The following is a 16,509-nucleotide window of genomic DNA, read 5'->3' as shown; positions in this document are numbered from 1 at the left end:
TAAGCAGCGATTTGCTAGCGGGTCAATTGGGAGCAATTGAGACATTCCACGTTTTACAAGCGGTTTCAGCAGCTTGACGGATGTGGAAAGGAGCGGATAAGGCCCGGCGGCAGACTTATCCCCGCGCCGTGCAGCTATGGCATACTGCGGAAATCATGAATGACGATGGACGAGGTCCGGCTTTGGCGCTGAAACTTTACAACACGTTGACCCGGCAGAAGGCCGCCTTTGAGCCGATTGATCCAAATAACGTCCGTATGTACGTCTGCGGCCCGACGGTCTACGACTATGCCCACATCGGCAATGCCCGTCCGGTCATCGTGTTCGACCTGCTGTTCCGGCTGCTCCGTTATATCTTCGGGCCGGGTCACGTGACCTACGTCCGCAACATCACCGACGTCGACGACAAGATCAACGCCCGCGCTGCGCGCGACTATCCCGACCTGCCGCTGAATGAGGCAATCCGCAAAGTCACACAGGCGACGGAAGATCAGTTTCACAAGGATATCGACGCACTCGGCGTTTTGCCGCCGACGTACGAACCGCGCGCGACCGAATACATCCGCCGTCCCGAAGGCGGCGAGGACATGGTCTCGATCATCGAGACACTGGTGAAGAACGGCCACGCCTACGTCGCCGAAGATCATGTGCTGTTCGATGTCGCCTCGATGCCGGACTACGGCCGCCTCTCGAACCGTTCGCTCGACGAGATGGAGGCCGGCGCCCGCGTCGAGGTCGCGCCCTACAAGAAAGGGCCGATGGACTTTGTGCTCTGGAAGCCGTCGAAGCCCGGCGAACCGGCATGGCCGTCGCCCGCCGGTATCAAAACGCCGGGGCGCCCAGGCTGGCATATCGAATGCTCGGCGATGTCGGGCGCGTTGCTCGGGCCTGTATTCGACATCCACGGCGGCGGCATCGACCTGACGTTCCCGCACCACGAAAACGAAATCGCACAGTCGCGATGCGCACACGGCACGCCGGTAATGGCGAACGTCTGGATGCACAACGGCTTTCTACAGGTCGAAGGCGAGAAGATGTCGAAAAGCCTCGGCAACTTCATCACCATTCGCGAGCTGTTGAATGACGGCTGGCCGGGCGAAGTGTTGCGGCTCAATATGCTGCGCACCCACTATCGCCAGCCGATCGACTGGACGAAGAAGGGCATGGAAGAGAGCCAGAAAATTCTCACCGGTTGGTTCGCGCTCGACGGCATCGACACCGGCAATCGCGATGCAATTCCGGCTGCCGTTCTGGAAGCGCTCGAAGACGATCTCAACACGCCGAAGGCCATTGCAGAACTGCACGGGCTGGCCGCCGCCAATGATGTAAAGGGGCTCGGCGCTGCGCTGGGGCTCTTGGGTTTCGACGGGGCATCTTTGAAGGCCGCTGACGTGCGCGCAGCAGAAAGCGCCCAGGCCGTCGCGGCGACCATCGAGCCGCTGATCGTGGCGCGCCTCGAAGCCCGCAAGCGTAAGGACTTCAAGGAATCGGACCGTATCCGCGATGAACTCGCGGCGATGGGCATCACGCTGAAAGACGTGAAAAACAAGGACACCGGCGAGATCGAAACCACCTGGGAAGTTGCTCGGTAGGTGACTGCACCCGAATCAAATCATCGACATTGGCTATCGCGATGACTGTCAATAGCTTCGGGCCGATCATGCACGGTTGCTATGAGTTGACCACCAAATGTGGATGGCAGGCATAGGCCATTTGACATAGCTCTCTCGCTGCCTCAGCCTTGAATGGTTGGGGGGCCCGATGATCAAACGCGCTTTCTTGCATATCGGTGGAGAGAAGACCGGCTCCACGACACTGCAGCGTTTTTTGACACGGAATGCCGAGCTTTTGAAACAAGCGGGCTTCTATTACCCTTGTGCGTCAAATGACATCTGCTTCGAGCACGATGCGCATTTTCCCGTTGCTGGCGCTCTCATTGACGGTGAGGTCGAGTTCGTCTCTGCGAAGCGGCAACCCATGCTACCGTCGGTATTGGCGCATCTAACGCAAAGCGCACGCGCGGCGGACGGCAATCTTATCCTATCGTGCGAGCATTTCTCATCGCGTATCACGCGGCTGTGTCAGCTTCAAAAGCTGCGCGACGCACTACCGACAGATGACATCAAGATTGTTTTTTACGCTCGCGAGCCGTCGGAGCTGGCTTTGGCGTCATGGTCCGAGAGCATTCGGAACGGGAGTCATCACAGATTCAGCGCCGATCAGATTTTGCCTAAGGCTCGTTTCTTCAACCATTTGCAGACACTCGATTTATGGGCGGAAGCGTTCGGCAGAAGCAACTTGATCGTGCGAGAGTACGACCGCACTCAAATGGCAGACGGCGATATTCGGCGGGATTTCTGCGAGCAACTCGGCGTGGAGATCAGAGATCCGCTGCTCGATGACGACCGCAATATCTCACTCGATTTGCAGCGCCTCGAAGTTCTCCGCCACATTAATGAGGCCCTGCCGAAGTTCGGCGAGTGCGCAGACGGTTGGCGGCGTGCCCAATGCATTCGAGGCCTGGTCACGGAATTTATCCCTGAAGGCGAGCCGCTTGGGCGGCTGTTGAGCAAACACGAATCTGACGCGATCAAAGCGAGGTTCAGCGAGGTTACGCAAGAACTCGATAAGCGATATTTCGACGGTCGGCTGTCACGCAAATGGTTTCCCGAGAACGTTCCAGCAGATCCCGAGCCAAATAGCTTCACGGCCCTACAAGAGGCAGAGCTGATCCAGGCTTTGGTCGCTACGATCACGCGCATGGCGGAAAGAACGTCTGAGGATGGGACCTCGCATGCGGTCGGGGGGGCTCGAGCGTACCGGAAAAGGCGGCTTCGCAACACTCGGCGGAAGTTGAAACAGGCTCTTCAGGTAACGAAACAACGACTGTTAGCACCGTTCGAAGCCCGCGGCGCTTAATTGAAGATGAGCCGAACGGTCGCTCCGAATTGGGCCGACGATTGTCGCTGATCCAGAAGGGCGAATAAGGCTTTGCGGACCGGCCCCGCTGAGTGGCCGAGGGGCGTGTCTTCAGCACGCCCGACGACAAAGAGAAACTTTCTCAGCCTGTGAAATACCCCGGTTGGCCAATGTCGGCGATGAGCCCGATCTCTTTGGGCGTCCACCCGAGCCGCTGCTGAGTCAAAGCACTGGATGCCGGCATGTCGAGACCGGCGAACATCGCGAGCGGACCGAAATATTCGCCAGCTTCCTCTTTTTTGATCGAGACCACGGGGACGCCGACGGCGTGCGCGATAATCTCCGTCGTTTGGGACATCGGCACGCCTTCCTCGCCGACGGCATGATAGACGCCGTCCGCCATCCCTTTCTCCAACGCAAGCTTATAGACGTGGGCCACATCCAAAACGTGCGCCGCCGCCCAGCGTTCGCTGCCATCGCCGGCATAAGCAGCCACGCCTTTCTTGCGCGCGGCTTCAACGAGATAAGAAATCAGACCGGCCTTGCCTTTCTTGCCATGCACTTGTGGAAGGCGGATTGCCATCGCACGCACGCCGCGCGATGCATAAGCCAGCCCGACCTGCTCCGAGACGCGGGGAACATGCGGATTGGTGGACCGCATGTCCTCGGTGACGACCGTTCCTGGTGCGACGAGTCCCGTTCCCGATGTGACGATGAAAGGCTTGTTCGTGCCTTCGAGTGCGTCCCCCATCGCTTCGATGGCGCGCTTGTCGATCTGTCCATTCTCGGCGAATTTCGCGAAATCGTGGATGAATGCGCAGTGGATTGTCCCATCGGTCTCGCGAGCACCGTCTTTAAGGCTATCGAGATCTTGCAGGTCGCCACGGTGCACGTTGGCGCCCGCCGCCGTCAGGGCCGCCGCACCCGTGTCGGAGCGTGCCAAGCCCAGCACCTGGTGTCCGGCGCCAAGCAATTCATCGACGACAGCGGAGCCGATAAAGCCCGTCGCGCCGGTCACAAAAACACGCATGATATCCTCCTCAGTTACGTCGGAGGCTATCTCGTGCTAGCGTCTATGCTGGTAAAGACGTGAGTTTATACGGGTATAATCACTAATACGATGAGTTTGTCGGACACCAAAGAAAGCGCGCTCGGCGCTTACCTGAGAGATCGCCGGACGAAGCTCGATCCCGCATCGTTCGGCTTGCCGCTGGTACGCAGGCGCACGCCAGGACTCAGGCGCGAGGAGGTGGCACAGCGCGCCAACGTCAGCGCCACTTGGTACACGTGGCTGGAGCAGGGGCGCGGCGGTGCGCCATCCGCCGACGTGCTCGACCGTATCGCGCGTGCGCTGATGCTGACGGATGCCGAGCGCGAGCATCTGTTCATTCTGGGTCTTGGCCGCCCGCCGGAGGTGCATATCAAGGAAGACGAAAGCATCACGCCGCGCCTGCAGCGTGTGGTCGACGCTTTCGAGCTCAGTCCCGCGATGATCAAAAACGCGATGTGGGATGTCGTTGCTTGGAACCGCGCGTTCGCAACCGTCCTGACCGACTATGGCAAGCTACCGCCGGAGAAGCGCAACATCTTGCGCGTCGTCTTTGGCGATCCTCACGTTCGCTCGGTGCAGTACGATTGGGAGAGCGTTGCGCGGTTCATCGTGGGCGTTTTCAGGGCGGACGTGGCGCGGATAGGCGCGACTGCGCGCGTGAGCGCACTGGTCGATGAGCTTTGCCAGTCGAGCCCGGATTTCGCACGGCTGTGGCGCGACAACGATGTCCGCAACTACGGGGGCGGAATGAAGAAGCTCCGGCATCCGGTTCTCGGCACCGTCACTTTCGAATATTCGGCATTTGCCGTCGATTGCCGCCCTGATCTTGGAATGATCGTATACAACCCCGCGACACCCGAAGACGCCGAGCGGGTAAAGTCTTTGATCCGTTCGGCAGGCGGTTGAGCCGCAAAGCTTGCCTGCCTTTCGCCGGCGACCGACGGCGATCTACGAGCGGCCTTCGTGTTGCGGCACGCCGTCAATCAGCCGGAAAAATGCCGTGAGGCGGGCAGCGTCATGAAACTGCTCCATCCGCGAGATCTGCATGCCGCGAAACATCACGATCTGACGATATGTGCCGGAGTGGCATTGTCCCGTTTCTCTATCTTTCAGGAAATAGGAGACGCGCGCTCGTCCTATACCGGCGTGAAATTGAAAAGCGTCCACCACCGCCATGCCGGTTGCCTTCGCGTTGATGTCTCTCAGGAAAACGCCCATGGCGTCCCTGCCCTGGATGACCAGAGGAGGAGATGTGCTGTCGACTGCATTGCGCTGAAACCATATATCATCGGCATAGGTGCGGAGGACACCCTCGATATCGCCGGCGCTCCAGGCGCGGTGCGCCTCATCGATGATGGCTTTTGCCGTTGCGAAGTTCAGCGACATTCGTCGGTCTGTTCAAAGGTCCGCTGTGTGCACGGTTAATCCGTACTGGCAGTTTCGGACAGGGATTGGGCAACGTCAAAGGAATTGCGGCGGCGATTTTTAGTTATTCTGAGGGTAATGGCTCAGGGAGGAGCGAAAAATATGGCACCGAAGGAGGTCAACAGGGGGCTTGCATCGGCCCCCGCATGGGGGTAGGCCCATCGCAGCATCCCATAAGCCCTGGCGACACCAGAGAAGGCCGGTTAACGCCGGTCCGCGCCGGTTTGTTTAGCCCAGACGTTTACCCTCAGACGCAGCCATGTCCAACGAATATCCGCTCCGCCCCTTTCTGCCCGCCGACGCGATGGCGCTGCGCGATCTTTTCGCCCAGTCCATCGACGAGCTGACGGTCGATGACTATGACGAAGATCAGAGGCTCGCTTGGGCCGCAAGCGCGGAAGACGCTGCCGAATTCCGTGCCCACTTGGCGGCAGCCTTGACGCTCGTCGTGCAGCTCGACGGTGAATATCTGGGTTTCGGGTCCCTTAAGGACAATAAAACCATCGACATGCTCTACGTGCATCCCGACTACGCAGGCGAGGGGGTCGGCACCGCGCTGGCCGATGCGCTGGAGAAGATCGCAGGTGCCAGGGGCACCGAGGCTGTCACGGTCGACGCAAGCGACACGGCCGTGCCGTTCTTTGAAAGCCGAGGCTACGTCGCGACGCAGCGCAATTCTGTTCCGCGCGACGATCAGTGGCTTTCCAACACGACCATGATAAAGCGGCTCGCCGAGAGCCAAACGAAGAAAACGACCGAACCGTCATGAGCAAGGAACGCCTTTATCTTTTCGATACGACGCTGCGTGACGGCGCGCAGACGACGGGCGTCGACTTCTCGCTCGAAGACAAGCGCCGGCTGATGCGCGTGCTCGATGACCTCGGCATCGATTATATCGAAGGCGGCTATCCCGGCGCCAACACAACAGATACGGACCTGTTCGCATCCCGTCCGAATTTCAAGTCAGCGCGCTTCACCGCGTTCGGCATGACGAAGCGGGCAGGGCGGTCGGTCTCGAACGATCCGGGCTTCCAGGCAGTCTTGCAGTCGGCAGCTGACAGCATCTGCCTCGTCGCCAAATCGTCGGACTATCAGGTCCGCGTCGCGCTCGGCATCACGAACGAGGAAAATCTCGAAGCCGTCGATCAATCGGTGCGCGCCGTCGTCGAGACGCAGCGCGAAGCCATGATCGACTGCGAGCATTTTTTCGACGGCTACAAGTCGAACAGCGACTACGCCATCGCCGTCGCCAAAACCGCGTACGATGCCGGTGCGCGCTGGGTCGTGCTGTGCGATACCAACGGCGGCACGCTCCCGCATGAGATCGAACGCATCGTCGCCGATGTCGCCAAGCACGTGCCGGGTTCGCATCTTGGCATCCACACGCATAACGATACGGAAAACGCCGTCGCCAACACGCTGATGGCGGTCCGCGCAGGCTGCCGTCAGATCCAGGGCACGTTGAACGGCCTCGGCGAGCGCTGCGGCAATGCCAACTTGACGTCGATCATTCCGACGTTGCTTCTGAAAAGCGAGTTCGCAGAATACTTCGAAACCGGCGTCACGCCGGAGAAGCTGCGCACGCTGACGCATGCGAGCCGTGTTCTCGACGAGCTTTTGAACGAAGCGCCGAACCGCCATGCGCCCTATGTCGGCGAAAGCGCCTTCGCGACCAAGGCCGGCATTCACGCGTCTGCGCTTCTGAAAGCACCAGAGACCTATGAGCATGTTCCGCCCGAGAGCGTCGGCAACGAACGGCGCATCCTCGTCTCGAAGCAAGGCGGGCGCTCGTCGTTGACGTCGGCGCTTGAACGCCTCGGCCTGCCCTCCGATAAGGACGACACGCGCGTGCAGGCGCTGCTGGACGAGGTGAAGGCGCGCGAGGATCAGGGCTATTCCTATGAGGCCGCCGAAGCCTCGTTCGAGCTTCTAGCCCGGCGCGCGCTCGCGACCGTGCCTCGCTATTTCTCGGTCGACAATTTCCGCGTAACGGTCGAGCGCAAGGAAGAGCGCTCCAAAGCCCGCAACGGCAACGGCACCGTTTCGCAGGCTGTGGTCACCGTTTCGATTGCAGGCGACGACGCAGCGCTGGTGTCGGTCGGCGAGGGGAATGGTCCGGTGAACGCGCTCGACAAGGCGCTGCGCAACGACCTGGGTCGCTATCAGAAGCACATCGAGAACGTCGAGCTTGTCGATTACAAGGTTCGCATCCTGACGCAGACGCGTGACGGTGGCACGGCGTCCGTCACGCGCGTTCTCGTCGAAAGCCTAGACATGGAAACCGGCGAGCGCTGGACCACCGTCGGCGTCTCGCCCAACATCATCGACGCCAGCTTCGAAGCACTGCTCGATAGCATCAACTACAAACTCCTGCGCGACAATGCCGCTGCAGGATGACGGCCTTCACTGCAAGCGCTGTCACCTAGACTGACGAAAGCGCTTGCGTGAGATCGGCAATGAGATCGTCAGGATGCTCAATCCCGATTGAAAGCCGGATCGTTCCTTCAGAGACGCCGATGGCTGCGCGAACGTCGGCCGGAACGCCTGAGTGGGTCGTCGAAGCGGGATGGCACGCCAGCGATTCCGTGCCGCCCAAGCTGACCGCGAGCTTGAAAATTTCCAGCCGATTCAAAAACTGAAAGGCCTGGCGCTCGCCGCCGGCAATGTCGAATGAGAATGTCGAGCCTGCGGCTTTGCATTGTGTTTTGAAGACGCGATGCTGCTTCGTTCGGGGTACGAGGAAAGCCAGATAGTGGACTTTGGCAACCGCCGGATGATCGCGCAGAAACTTGGCGACGGCCGTCGCATTTTTGTTGGAACGCTCCATGCGAAGTTCCAGCGTTTCGAGCGAACGGCCAAGCATCCAGCAGGAATGCGGATCGAGTTGTGTTCCGATCGCGCCGCGCAAAAGTTTTACGGGGCGGGTTAGGTCCGTGCTTCCCAGTACGGCGCCGGCAATGAGATCTGAATGGCCACCGACATACTTCGTCAGAGAGTAGATCGACAGGTCCGCTCCGAGCGCCAAGGGCCTTTGAAATAGCGGGCCTAAGAGCGTGTTGTCGCAAATGAGAATGGCGCGATGCCCTTGCTGCTTTGACGTTTCCTCCGCAATGCGCTTGACGAGCGCGATATCGACCAGCGTATTCAGCGGATTTGACGGCGTCTCGATCAGGAAGAGCGCAATGCGCCCCTTCGTCTGCGCAAGCGCAACGGCCGCGCGCACGCTTGCTTCATCCACGCCATTGGCAAAGCCGACCGCACGAATGCCCAATGGTTCAAGCGTCCGCGACAGAAGCGTTTCTGTCCCACCATAGAGCGGTTGCGAGTGGACGATCACGTCGCCGGGCCGCGCAAAGGTCAGCACCGTGGTCGAGATGGCGGACATTCCCGACGAGAACAAGATACACGCGTCCGCTTCCTCATAGACCGCGAGGCGTTCCTCCACGATCTCGCTGTTGGGATGATTGAAGCGCGAATAGACGAGGCCCGCCGACGTTCCTTTTGGCGGCTGCTTTCGCCCCGCAACGTAATGAAAGAAATCGCGGCCTTCTTCCGCCGATTTGAACACAAACGTCGAGGTCAGGAACACCGGCGGCTTGACCGCGCCTTCCGACAGAAGCGGGTCGTAACCGTAGCCAAGCATCAATGTTTCGGGGTGAAGTTTGTGCTTGCCGATATGGGTTTTAGACGGGCGCGGAGGAGCCATGACGTGCGGCCTCGGGTTGGCGGCCGGGATCGCAAGGCGCTTAAGATTCGCAATCCGAGACGCGATTCAACGGAAAGACAGTATGTTTGTCTTTGAGCGCGGCGGAGTCAAACGAGGCGCGATGTTTTGGAATTGCCGGTCTGCCTAAAGCGCGCGCGACAAGGCTACATCCAGCTCTTGCCGTCTTCCGCCTGGCATCCCGCGGGTGGCAGGGCGTTGGGAAAGTTCGCGTGCAGCTTATCGCAACCCCATTTGCGGATCGGCGTGGGGAGTGCGCTGTTGATCTGAATGCCCGTCTCATCATACGGGCTCGTCTTGTTCGTTACGTAACTATACCAGCGCTGACCGAAGAAAATAACGAACGCCACGATAGTGATGATGACGATACGGAGTGCTCTGCGCATGGGGGAATCCTAATTCATCTGCGAACGCCCCCGCCATGCCGCGCGAATGTGTCGAGGTCGCGACGCGGCGACGGTTGTCAGCTAAGAACGAAGCAACTCGGCCGTGCCCGGCGGTCAGCTCCCGGCGGGGAGGCGGCGCACCGACAAAAAGCTTATCCCCCCGCAATCGCGCCGACGATGAGGAACGGCTGCGTGCCGCGCACGACGTCGTCGGGCAGCGGCGTATCCGGCGCGTCGTGCGAGAGATCGCGCTGACACGCGAAGAAGCGCAGGAACGGCCGCCGTTTTTGCGTGCCCTGATCGCGGATTGTACCGCGCAGCACCGGATACGTTTTCTCCAAGGCATCGAGCAGCGACCGCTGCGTCACCGGCGCGTCGACGTCAACCGTGACTTCACCGTTGATGCTGGCGTGCTTCTTGAGATGCGACGGCAGGACGACACGGATCATGTTAGCGTTTGCACCTCGACCGAAAGCACTGGCGGCAGATCGCGCACGATGGCGCTCCACGTATCGCCGGCGTCGGCAGAACCGTAAACTTGTCCGCCCGTCGTTCCGAAATAGACGCCGCACTGATCAAGCCCATCGACGCACATCGCATCGCGCAGCACGTTCACGTAGCAATTGGACTGCGGCAGACCGTTGGTCAGCGCTTCCCAGTCATTGCCGCCCTTACGGCTCCGCCAGACCTGCAACTGGCCATCGACCGGAAAATGTTCCGCGTCGCTCTTGATAGGCACCACGTAGATCGTCTCGGGTTCGTGCGCGTGAACATCGATGACGAAACCGAAATCAGTTGGCAGGTTGCCGCTGACCTCGCGCCACGAATTGCCCGCATCATCGGAACGCATCACGTCCCAATGCTTCTGCATATAGAGCACTTCGGGCCGCGACGGATGCATGGCGATGCGATGGACGCAATGTCCGACTTCCGCTGTCGGATCGGGCATGAATTCCGATTTCAAGCCTCGATTGATCGGCCGCCACGTCGCGCCGCCGTCGTCGGTTCGAAACGCGCCCGCCGCCGAGATGGCGATGAACATGCGCTGCGGATCTTTCGGGTCGAGCAAAATAGTATGCAGGCACATGCCGCCCGCACCGGGCTGCCAATGCGGCCCCGAGCCGTGGCCGCGCAGGCCGGAAAGCTCTACCCACGATTTGCCGCCGTCCTTCGACTGAAACAGCGCCGCATCTTCCACGCCCGCATAGACCGTATCGGGATCTGCGAGTGACGGCTCGATGTGCCAGACCCGCTTGAACTCCCACGGATGCGGTGTCCCGTCATACCATTGGTGCGTGCCGGGAACGCCGTCGTAGGCGAACGAATTATCGACGGCTTCCCACGTCTTGCCGCCGTCGTCGGATCGCTGGATTTGCTGTCCGAACCAGCCGCTCGATTGCGATGCATAGATGCGGTTCGGATCGGCGGGCGAGCCTTTGAGATGGTAGATTTCCCAGCCCGCGAAATGTGGCCCGCTGACGTCCCAATTCTTGCGCGCGCCATCGGCCGTCAGAACGAATGCCCCTTTCCGCGTGCCAACCAGCAATCGAACGCTCGTCATGTCGCCTCCCGTTCTCGTTGTCCGGCGATCCGCTTTGTGGCCCCGACTGAAGGCCTTTTTCCGGTCGCCGTCCACTTCAAGACGAACGGCTGCCGTCCATTCCGACAGGGCATCGCAAAAAAGAATTGAACGACTTTTGTGATTGTCGTCTTCGGAACAGGCCCGAGCACACTGGGCGTCTTATCGGATGACGGGTGAGCAAAAAGCCCCACCGTCATCCGGCGAAGGCCGGGATCCAGACAGACCGCAGCATGCCGGATGGGGAGGCTTGACTGGGTGCCGACCTTCGTCGGCATGACGGAAGAGTTCATTACCCGCCTGCCGCGCGCGGCAGGCGGGTCGCCGCGCACCAATCAAGAAAGCGTCACCGGCGCGGTCGCCGAGACCGCAACGCCTTCGTCGTCGATCCAGGTGATCTCAATCGTGCCGGGACCGGGAACGCGCAATTGAAACGCCAGATACGGATTGGCCGAAATGCCCGGCCCGAACTCGGCGCGGAAAACCTGTTGGCCGTCGAATTTCGCAATGAACGTATTGATGATATCGCGCGGGATCGGCTTGCCGTTCTTGTCGTGTCGGTTGCCCGTTTCCATGATATGGCGGATGAGCGTCTTCACCTCGATGACGTCACCGGCCTTGATGGTATCGGGCAGCTTGATGCGGGGACCTGTGGCAGCCATCCGATCGCTCCCTAAATCCCGCAGCCGCCGATAAGCACTTTTACGCGCGTCGTCGACACCAGCATGTCACCGCTCGAAAGCTCAGCCAGCACGATCACCTCCTGCGTCTTCGCAAGCCGCATGCGGCTCTGCACAAGCGCGACGGCATTTACTGGCGACAGACGGAACGTCGCGACATGCGCATGCGGGTTCGCGGTCGAAAGAATGTGAATGGCTTTGACGTGATCGGCTTCCGTCATCGGGCTGTCGACCACAATGGTAATCGGCACGAAATTGCCGTTGTCCGCCGTCTCGGGAAGATCGACGCTGATCTTGCCGTCGATTGGCTTCGCATTGCCAACGATGCGCGCGAAATCGTCCTTGAAGTCCTGGCTAGGCACGAATGCGTCTGACGCGCTGGCGTCGGCATTCGCGCGCGCGATGAACGGCGCCAGACCAGCCGCCGCCACGCCGGCGATGAGGAACGTCCGGCGGCTCAGGACGGCAATGTCGATCCGGTCATGCACGCGAGCCTGCCTCACATCGCAGCGATTGCTGTTTTATATATAGGAATGGCGTTCGCCGGCGGGTCGCGCAACCTTACGATTTATTTTCCTGACATACCCGGCTGCCCGTGGCAAAGCTCGATCAAACGGCCGTCAAGAACGAAAAGAGGGCGCATGACAGCGCACCAAGATCGGGCCAAGACACGGATTAAGTCTGGGGGCGGGGAATGACCGGTATTACACGCCGTGAATTCAATGCATTGGCGGCGGGCGTCGGTGTTGCCGCCTTGACCGAGCTGCCGCGTCCCGCATTGGCGGCAGGTTCTGCGAAAATCGTCGTCATCGGCGGTGGACCTGGCGGCGCGGCGGTCGCCAATCGCCTCAAATCGGCCGACGCCACGCTCGATATCACGCTGATCGAGCCGAAGGTAAAATATACAACCTGTTTCTATTCGAACCTGTATCTCGGCGGCTTTCGCACTTTCAAATCCATCACGCACGATTATGAAGGCGTGAAAAAGCGCGGCATCACGGTTCTGACCGACACCGCGACGGGCATCGACACGACGGCGAAAAAGGTGACGCTCGCCAAGGGCCCGACGCTGACGTATGACCGCCTCGTCGTCGCGCCGGGCATCGATTTCAAATGGGATGCTATCGAAGGCTATTCGCCGGAAGCCGCCAAAATCATGCCCCACGCGTGGCAGGGCGGCCCGCAGACGTGGCTTCTCAAGGAAAAGCTGCTCGCGCTGCCTGACGGCGGCCTCGTCGTCATGGCCGTGCCGCAGAACCCTTACCGCTGTCCGCCGGGGCCTTATGAGCGCGCCTGCATGATCGCGCATTTCCTGAAAACGAAGAAGCCTAAAGCTCGGCTCGTGCTTTTCGACGCCAAGAAAACCTATTCCAAGCAAGCCGTGTTCGAGGAAGCCTTCAACGAGTATTACAAGGACATCGTCGAGATCAATCTGACCAACGAGATTGACGATTTCTCCGTCATCAAGGTCGATGCGAAGACAGGCGTCGTCACCACGAAAGCCGGGCGGACTGAACGCGCCGCGCTCGCCAATATCATCCCGCCGCAGAAGGCGGGCGCCATCGCTGCGAGCGCCGGCTTGACCGAGGGCGACTGGTGCCCGGTCAATCCGGAGAATTTCACGTCGACCAAGGCGAAAGATGTCTACGTGCTCGGCGATGCTGCAATTGCGAACGAAATGCCGAAATCAGCCTATTCCGCCGTTAGCCAGGCGGGCGTCGTCGTCAACGACATGATCGCCGACCTGCAGGGCAAGCCGCGTACGCCCGGCCGCTACCGCAACACCTGCTGGTCGATGCTCGCGCCCGACAACAGCGCCAAGATCGGCGGCGACTATGTGCCTGCAACCAAAGACGGAAAAGCATACCTGGAGATCAAGGACGGCTTCATCTCGAAGCCGGACGACAACGCCGAACTCCGCCGCCAGGTGAACGAGGAAAGCGCCGACTGGTATCAAACCATCGTCGAAGACCTGTTCGATGAACCGTCCCAGCAGGTGACGCTTCCCAACTTCCGCAATCCTTAAGCTTTATCGCGCAGCATCTGGCCGGGCCGAAGGGAAGGCCTATGTATCTGCAAGATTAGCGACTGCCGTACAAACGTGATTAATTAGGCTCAGAATAGACCCTGGAAGCCTTCGCGCTGGACATCTGGCGGCGGGCAACCCAAGTTGACGTATACGTCAACGGATGATAGGGCGCGCTGAGACTGATCGCCTAGCGGCAGCCCTGTTCGGGAGGCACGGAAATGGCACCCATTGTTCTGATCCTGGTGGCTTTTGCCGCTGTTCTGGCGCTGGGAATGGTACGGGCGCCCCTGTGGGGCTGGGCGGCCGCCGTCGGCGCCTGGACGCTGCTGGCGACGGATGGCCATATCGGTCTCGTCTCTTGGATCGCGTGGCTGCCGTTCGTGGCGCTGGCCGTGCTGTCGATCCCGGCCGTGCGCCGCAGCCTCATCATCGCGCCGGTCTTCGCCCAGATCCGAAAAATTCTGCCGCGCGTCTCCGACACCGAAGCGCAGGCCCTCGAAGCAGGAACCGTCGGCTTCGACGCCGAACTTTTTTCCGGCACCCCCGACTGGGACAAGCTCAAATCCGTGCCGCCGATCGAGCTGACGCCCGAAGAGCGCGCTTTCCTCGACGGCCCGACCGAAGACCTCTGCCGCATGATCGACGACTGGCAGGTGCGCCATACGCTGCACGACGTGCCGGACGAGATCTGGGATTTCGTCAAGAGGAACGGCTTCCTCGGCATGCTGATCTCGAAGGAGCACGGCGGCCTCGGATTCTCTGCGCAGGCGCAATCGCTGATCCTCGGCAAGATCGCCTCGCGCTCGCCCGACGTCGTGACGATCGTCATGGTTCCGAATTCGCTCGGGCCGGGCGAACTGATCGAGAAATATGGCACCGACGAACAGAAGCACTATTACCTGCCGCGCCTCGCCAAGGGTGAGGAAGTGCCGTGCTTCTCGCTGACCGGACCGACGTCCGGCTCCGATGCCGCCACCATGCGCGACGTGGGCTACGTCACGCGCGGCACTCACAAAGGCCAGGAGACACTCGGCATCCGCCTGTCGTGGGACAAGCGCTACATCACGCTCGGACCCAAGGCGACGCTTGTTGGCCTCGCATTCCGACTGTTCGACAAGGACAACCTGCTCGGCAAGGGCGAGGACGTCGGCATCACGCTGGCGCTGATCCCAGCCGATCATCCCGGCATCAACATTGGCCGCCGCCATCTGCCGTCCGGCGCGGCGTTCCCGAACGGCCCCAACTGGGGCAACGATGTTTTCATCCCGATGGATTGGGTCATCGGCGGCGACAAGATGGCTGGCAACGGCTGGCGCATGCTGATGGAATGCCTGTCGGCCGGACGCGCCATTTCGCTGCCGTCGTCGGGCACCGCCGGCGCCAAGATGATGCTGCGCGTGACGTCGGCTTATGCCCGTATCCGCAAGCAGTTCGGGCTTCCTGTTTCGCGCATGGAAGGCATCGAGGAAGCGCTCGTCCGCATGATCGAGACGGCTTACGTCAATGAGGCCGGTCGCGCCATGACGGCCGCGATGGTCTCACGCGGCGAGAAGCCGTCGGTCATCTCCGCGATGATGAAATATCAGACGACGGAGAAGCTCCGCCGCGCCGTCAACGACGCGATGGATATTCACGGTGGCCGCGGTATCTGCGACGGCCCCGCGAACTATCTGCAATCGGCGTATCAGATGGTTCCGGTCGGCATCACCGTCGAAGGCGCGAACATTCTCACGCGTACGCTCATCACCTTTGCGCAAGGCGCGCTGCGCTCGCACCCGTATCTCTATAAGGAAGTGCAGGCGGCCCAGAACCCCGACAAGAAACGTGGGCTCGACGATTTCGAAAACGCCTTCAACAATCACATCGCCTTTTCGCTATCGAACGCGACGGGCGCGTTCGTGCACAACGTCACCGGCGGCGCTTTCGTAAAGGCGCCGGATCACGCGCTGCGCATGTCCGACTGGTATCGCCAGCTTGGCCGCGCCAGCCGCTCCTATGCCTTCGTCGCGGATCTGACGGTCGCGCTTCTGGGCGGCGGTCTGAAGATCAAGCAGAAGATCACCGGCCGCATGGCCGACGCGCTCTCCGAGCTTTACCTGCTGTCCGCCACTTTGAAGCGCTACGAAGACGACGGCCGTCCGGAAGGTGACGAGTTGGTCGTCCAGCTGGCCGCCGAAAATGCGCTCCATCGCTTCCAGGAAGCCATGAGCGGCGTGATCGACAATTTCCCGGTTCGCTGGGCGCGGCCGCTGATGCGCGCTGTCGTCTTCCCGCTCGGCCGCCGTCGTAAGCCCGCCTCCGATACGCTGGGGCATCGGGTTGCGCGCCATGCCCTGCAGCCGGGCGAAGTCCGCGATCGCCTGACGCGCGATATCTACGTCTCGAAGGACGTCAACGACCCCACCGGTATCCTGGAAGTGACACTGGAAAAGGTGATCGCCGCCGAGCCTATCGAGAAAAAGCTCGAAAAAGCCATCCGCGACGGCGTCGTGCGCCGCTATCATGGCAACGACTGGTTTGCCGAAGCGGTCGCCAAGACTGTGATCACCGAGACGGAAGCCGAACAGCTTCGCGAGGTCGAACGGCTTGTCGCGCGTGTCATCGCGGTCGATCATTTCGATCCGGCGGAAGTAAAACCGAATTACGTGACGCTCGGCCACAACGTTCGTGGCGCCGAGAGCCTGGCAGCGGAATGACCGCTACCGCATCCTATTTG

General features: G+C 60.7%; 15 protein-coding genes. 7 read left to right on the top strand and 8 right to left on the bottom strand.

Going from position 1 to position 16,509, the window contains the following annotated elements; translation table 11 throughout:
* Positions 1-182 precede the first annotated feature (182 nt).
* Together cysS and HYP802_RS0113170 are read left to right on the top strand one after the other, a co-directional pair.
* The gene (gene cysS, locus HYP802_RS0113175; RefSeq protein ID WP_024275898.1) at positions 183-1,592 is read left to right on the top strand and encodes a cysteine--tRNA ligase; all 1,410 of its coding nucleotides are present in this window, start codon (positions 183-185) and stop codon (positions 1,590-1,592) included.
* 169 nt (positions 1,593-1,761) lie between these two features.
* Positions 1,762-2,919, top strand: coding sequence for a hypothetical protein (locus HYP802_RS0113170; RefSeq protein WP_013947833.1), 1,158 nt, complete (start codon positions 1,762-1,764; stop codon positions 2,917-2,919).
* Positions 2,920-3,061: 142 nt separating this feature from the next.
* Here the strand turns inward: HYP802_RS0113170 and HYP802_RS0113165 are convergent, their stop codons facing one another.
* Positions 3,062-3,949, bottom strand: a complete 888-nt coding sequence (locus HYP802_RS0113165) for an SDR family oxidoreductase (RefSeq protein ID WP_024275896.1) — start codon at positions 3,947-3,949, stop codon at positions 3,062-3,064.
* Between the two features lie 90 nt (positions 3,950-4,039).
* Between HYP802_RS0113165 and HYP802_RS0113160 the strand changes: the two genes are divergently transcribed.
* The gene (locus tag HYP802_RS0113160) at positions 4,040-4,876 is read left to right on the top strand and encodes a helix-turn-helix transcriptional regulator (RefSeq protein ID WP_013947831.1); all 837 of its coding nucleotides are present in this window, start codon (positions 4,040-4,042) and stop codon (positions 4,874-4,876) included.
* 42 nt (positions 4,877-4,918) lie between these two features.
* Here HYP802_RS0113160 and HYP802_RS0113155 read toward each other — a convergent pair whose 3' ends face one another.
* Complete coding sequence (locus HYP802_RS0113155; protein WP_013947830.1) at positions 4,919-5,356, bottom strand: hypothetical protein; 438 nt, start codon at positions 5,354-5,356, stop codon at positions 4,919-4,921.
* Positions 5,357-5,654: 298 nt separating this feature from the next.
* Between HYP802_RS0113155 and HYP802_RS0113150 the strand changes: the two genes are divergently transcribed.
* Together HYP802_RS0113150 and cimA are read left to right on the top strand one after the other, a co-directional pair.
* A complete protein-coding gene (locus HYP802_RS0113150) occupies positions 5,655-6,164 on the top strand; it encodes a GNAT family N-acetyltransferase (protein WP_013947829.1) in 510 nt (169 codons plus the stop codon).
* Complete coding sequence (gene cimA / locus HYP802_RS0113145) at positions 6,161-7,792, top strand: citramalate synthase (protein WP_013947828.1); 1,632 nt, start codon at positions 6,161-6,163, stop codon at positions 7,790-7,792. The genes HYP802_RS0113150 and cimA overlap by 4 nt, the downstream gene beginning before the upstream one ends.
* Positions 7,793-7,817: 25 nt before the next feature.
* Here the strand turns inward: cimA and HYP802_RS0113140 are convergent, their stop codons facing one another.
* The 6 genes from HYP802_RS0113140 to HYP802_RS0113115 form a co-directional block, all read right to left on the bottom strand.
* Complete coding sequence (locus HYP802_RS0113140; RefSeq protein WP_024275895.1) at positions 7,818-9,101, bottom strand: cystathionine gamma-synthase family protein; 1,284 nt, start codon at positions 9,099-9,101, stop codon at positions 7,818-7,820.
* Positions 9,102-9,265: 164 nt separating this feature from the next.
* Complete coding sequence (locus HYP802_RS0113135) at positions 9,266-9,505, bottom strand: hypothetical protein (RefSeq protein WP_013947826.1); 240 nt, start codon at positions 9,503-9,505, stop codon at positions 9,266-9,268.
* Between the two features lie 152 nt (positions 9,506-9,657).
* Positions 9,658-9,954 (bottom strand): MoaD/ThiS family protein, encoded by a 297-nt coding sequence (locus HYP802_RS0113130; RefSeq protein ID WP_013947825.1) that lies wholly within the window; start codon positions 9,952-9,954, stop codon positions 9,658-9,660.
* Positions 9,951-11,066 carry a hypothetical protein gene (locus tag HYP802_RS0113125; protein ID WP_024275894.1) on the bottom strand — a complete coding sequence of 372 codons (1,116 nt, stop codon included), beginning with the start codon at positions 11,064-11,066 and terminating at the stop codon, positions 9,951-9,953. Before HYP802_RS0113125 ends, HYP802_RS0113130 begins: the two co-directional genes overlap by 4 nt.
* 353 nt (positions 11,067-11,419) lie before the next feature.
* Complete coding sequence (gene soxZ, locus HYP802_RS0113120; RefSeq protein WP_013947823.1) at positions 11,420-11,746, bottom strand: thiosulfate oxidation carrier complex protein SoxZ; 327 nt, start codon at positions 11,744-11,746, stop codon at positions 11,420-11,422.
* An 11-nt stretch (positions 11,747-11,757) separates the two neighbouring features.
* Positions 11,758-12,252, bottom strand: coding sequence for a thiosulfate oxidation carrier protein SoxY (locus tag HYP802_RS0113115; RefSeq protein WP_013947822.1), 495 nt, complete (start codon positions 12,250-12,252; stop codon positions 11,758-11,760).
* 206 nt (positions 12,253-12,458) lie between these two features.
* Here HYP802_RS0113115 and HYP802_RS0113110 point away from each other — a divergent pair, with 206 nt between their 5' ends.
* Together HYP802_RS0113110 and HYP802_RS0113105 are read left to right on the top strand one after the other, a co-directional pair.
* On the top strand, positions 12,459-13,790 hold the full coding sequence (locus HYP802_RS0113110) for an FAD/NAD(P)-binding oxidoreductase (protein WP_013947820.1): 1,332 nt from the start codon (positions 12,459-12,461) through the stop codon (positions 13,788-13,790).
* A gap of 221 nt (positions 13,791-14,011) precedes the next feature.
* The gene (locus HYP802_RS0113105) at positions 14,012-16,489 is read left to right on the top strand and encodes an acyl-CoA dehydrogenase (protein WP_024275893.1); all 2,478 of its coding nucleotides are present in this window, start codon (positions 14,012-14,014) and stop codon (positions 16,487-16,489) included.
* Positions 16,490-16,509: the final 20 nt, after the last annotated feature.

It is taken from the genome of Hyphomicrobium sp. 802, from assembly GCF_000526135.1.
Classification (GTDB): Bacteria; Pseudomonadota; Alphaproteobacteria; order Rhizobiales; family Hyphomicrobiaceae; genus Hyphomicrobium_B.
Note: the sequence above shows the minus strand (reverse complement) of the source record. Positions and strands in the feature narration are given on the sequence as shown.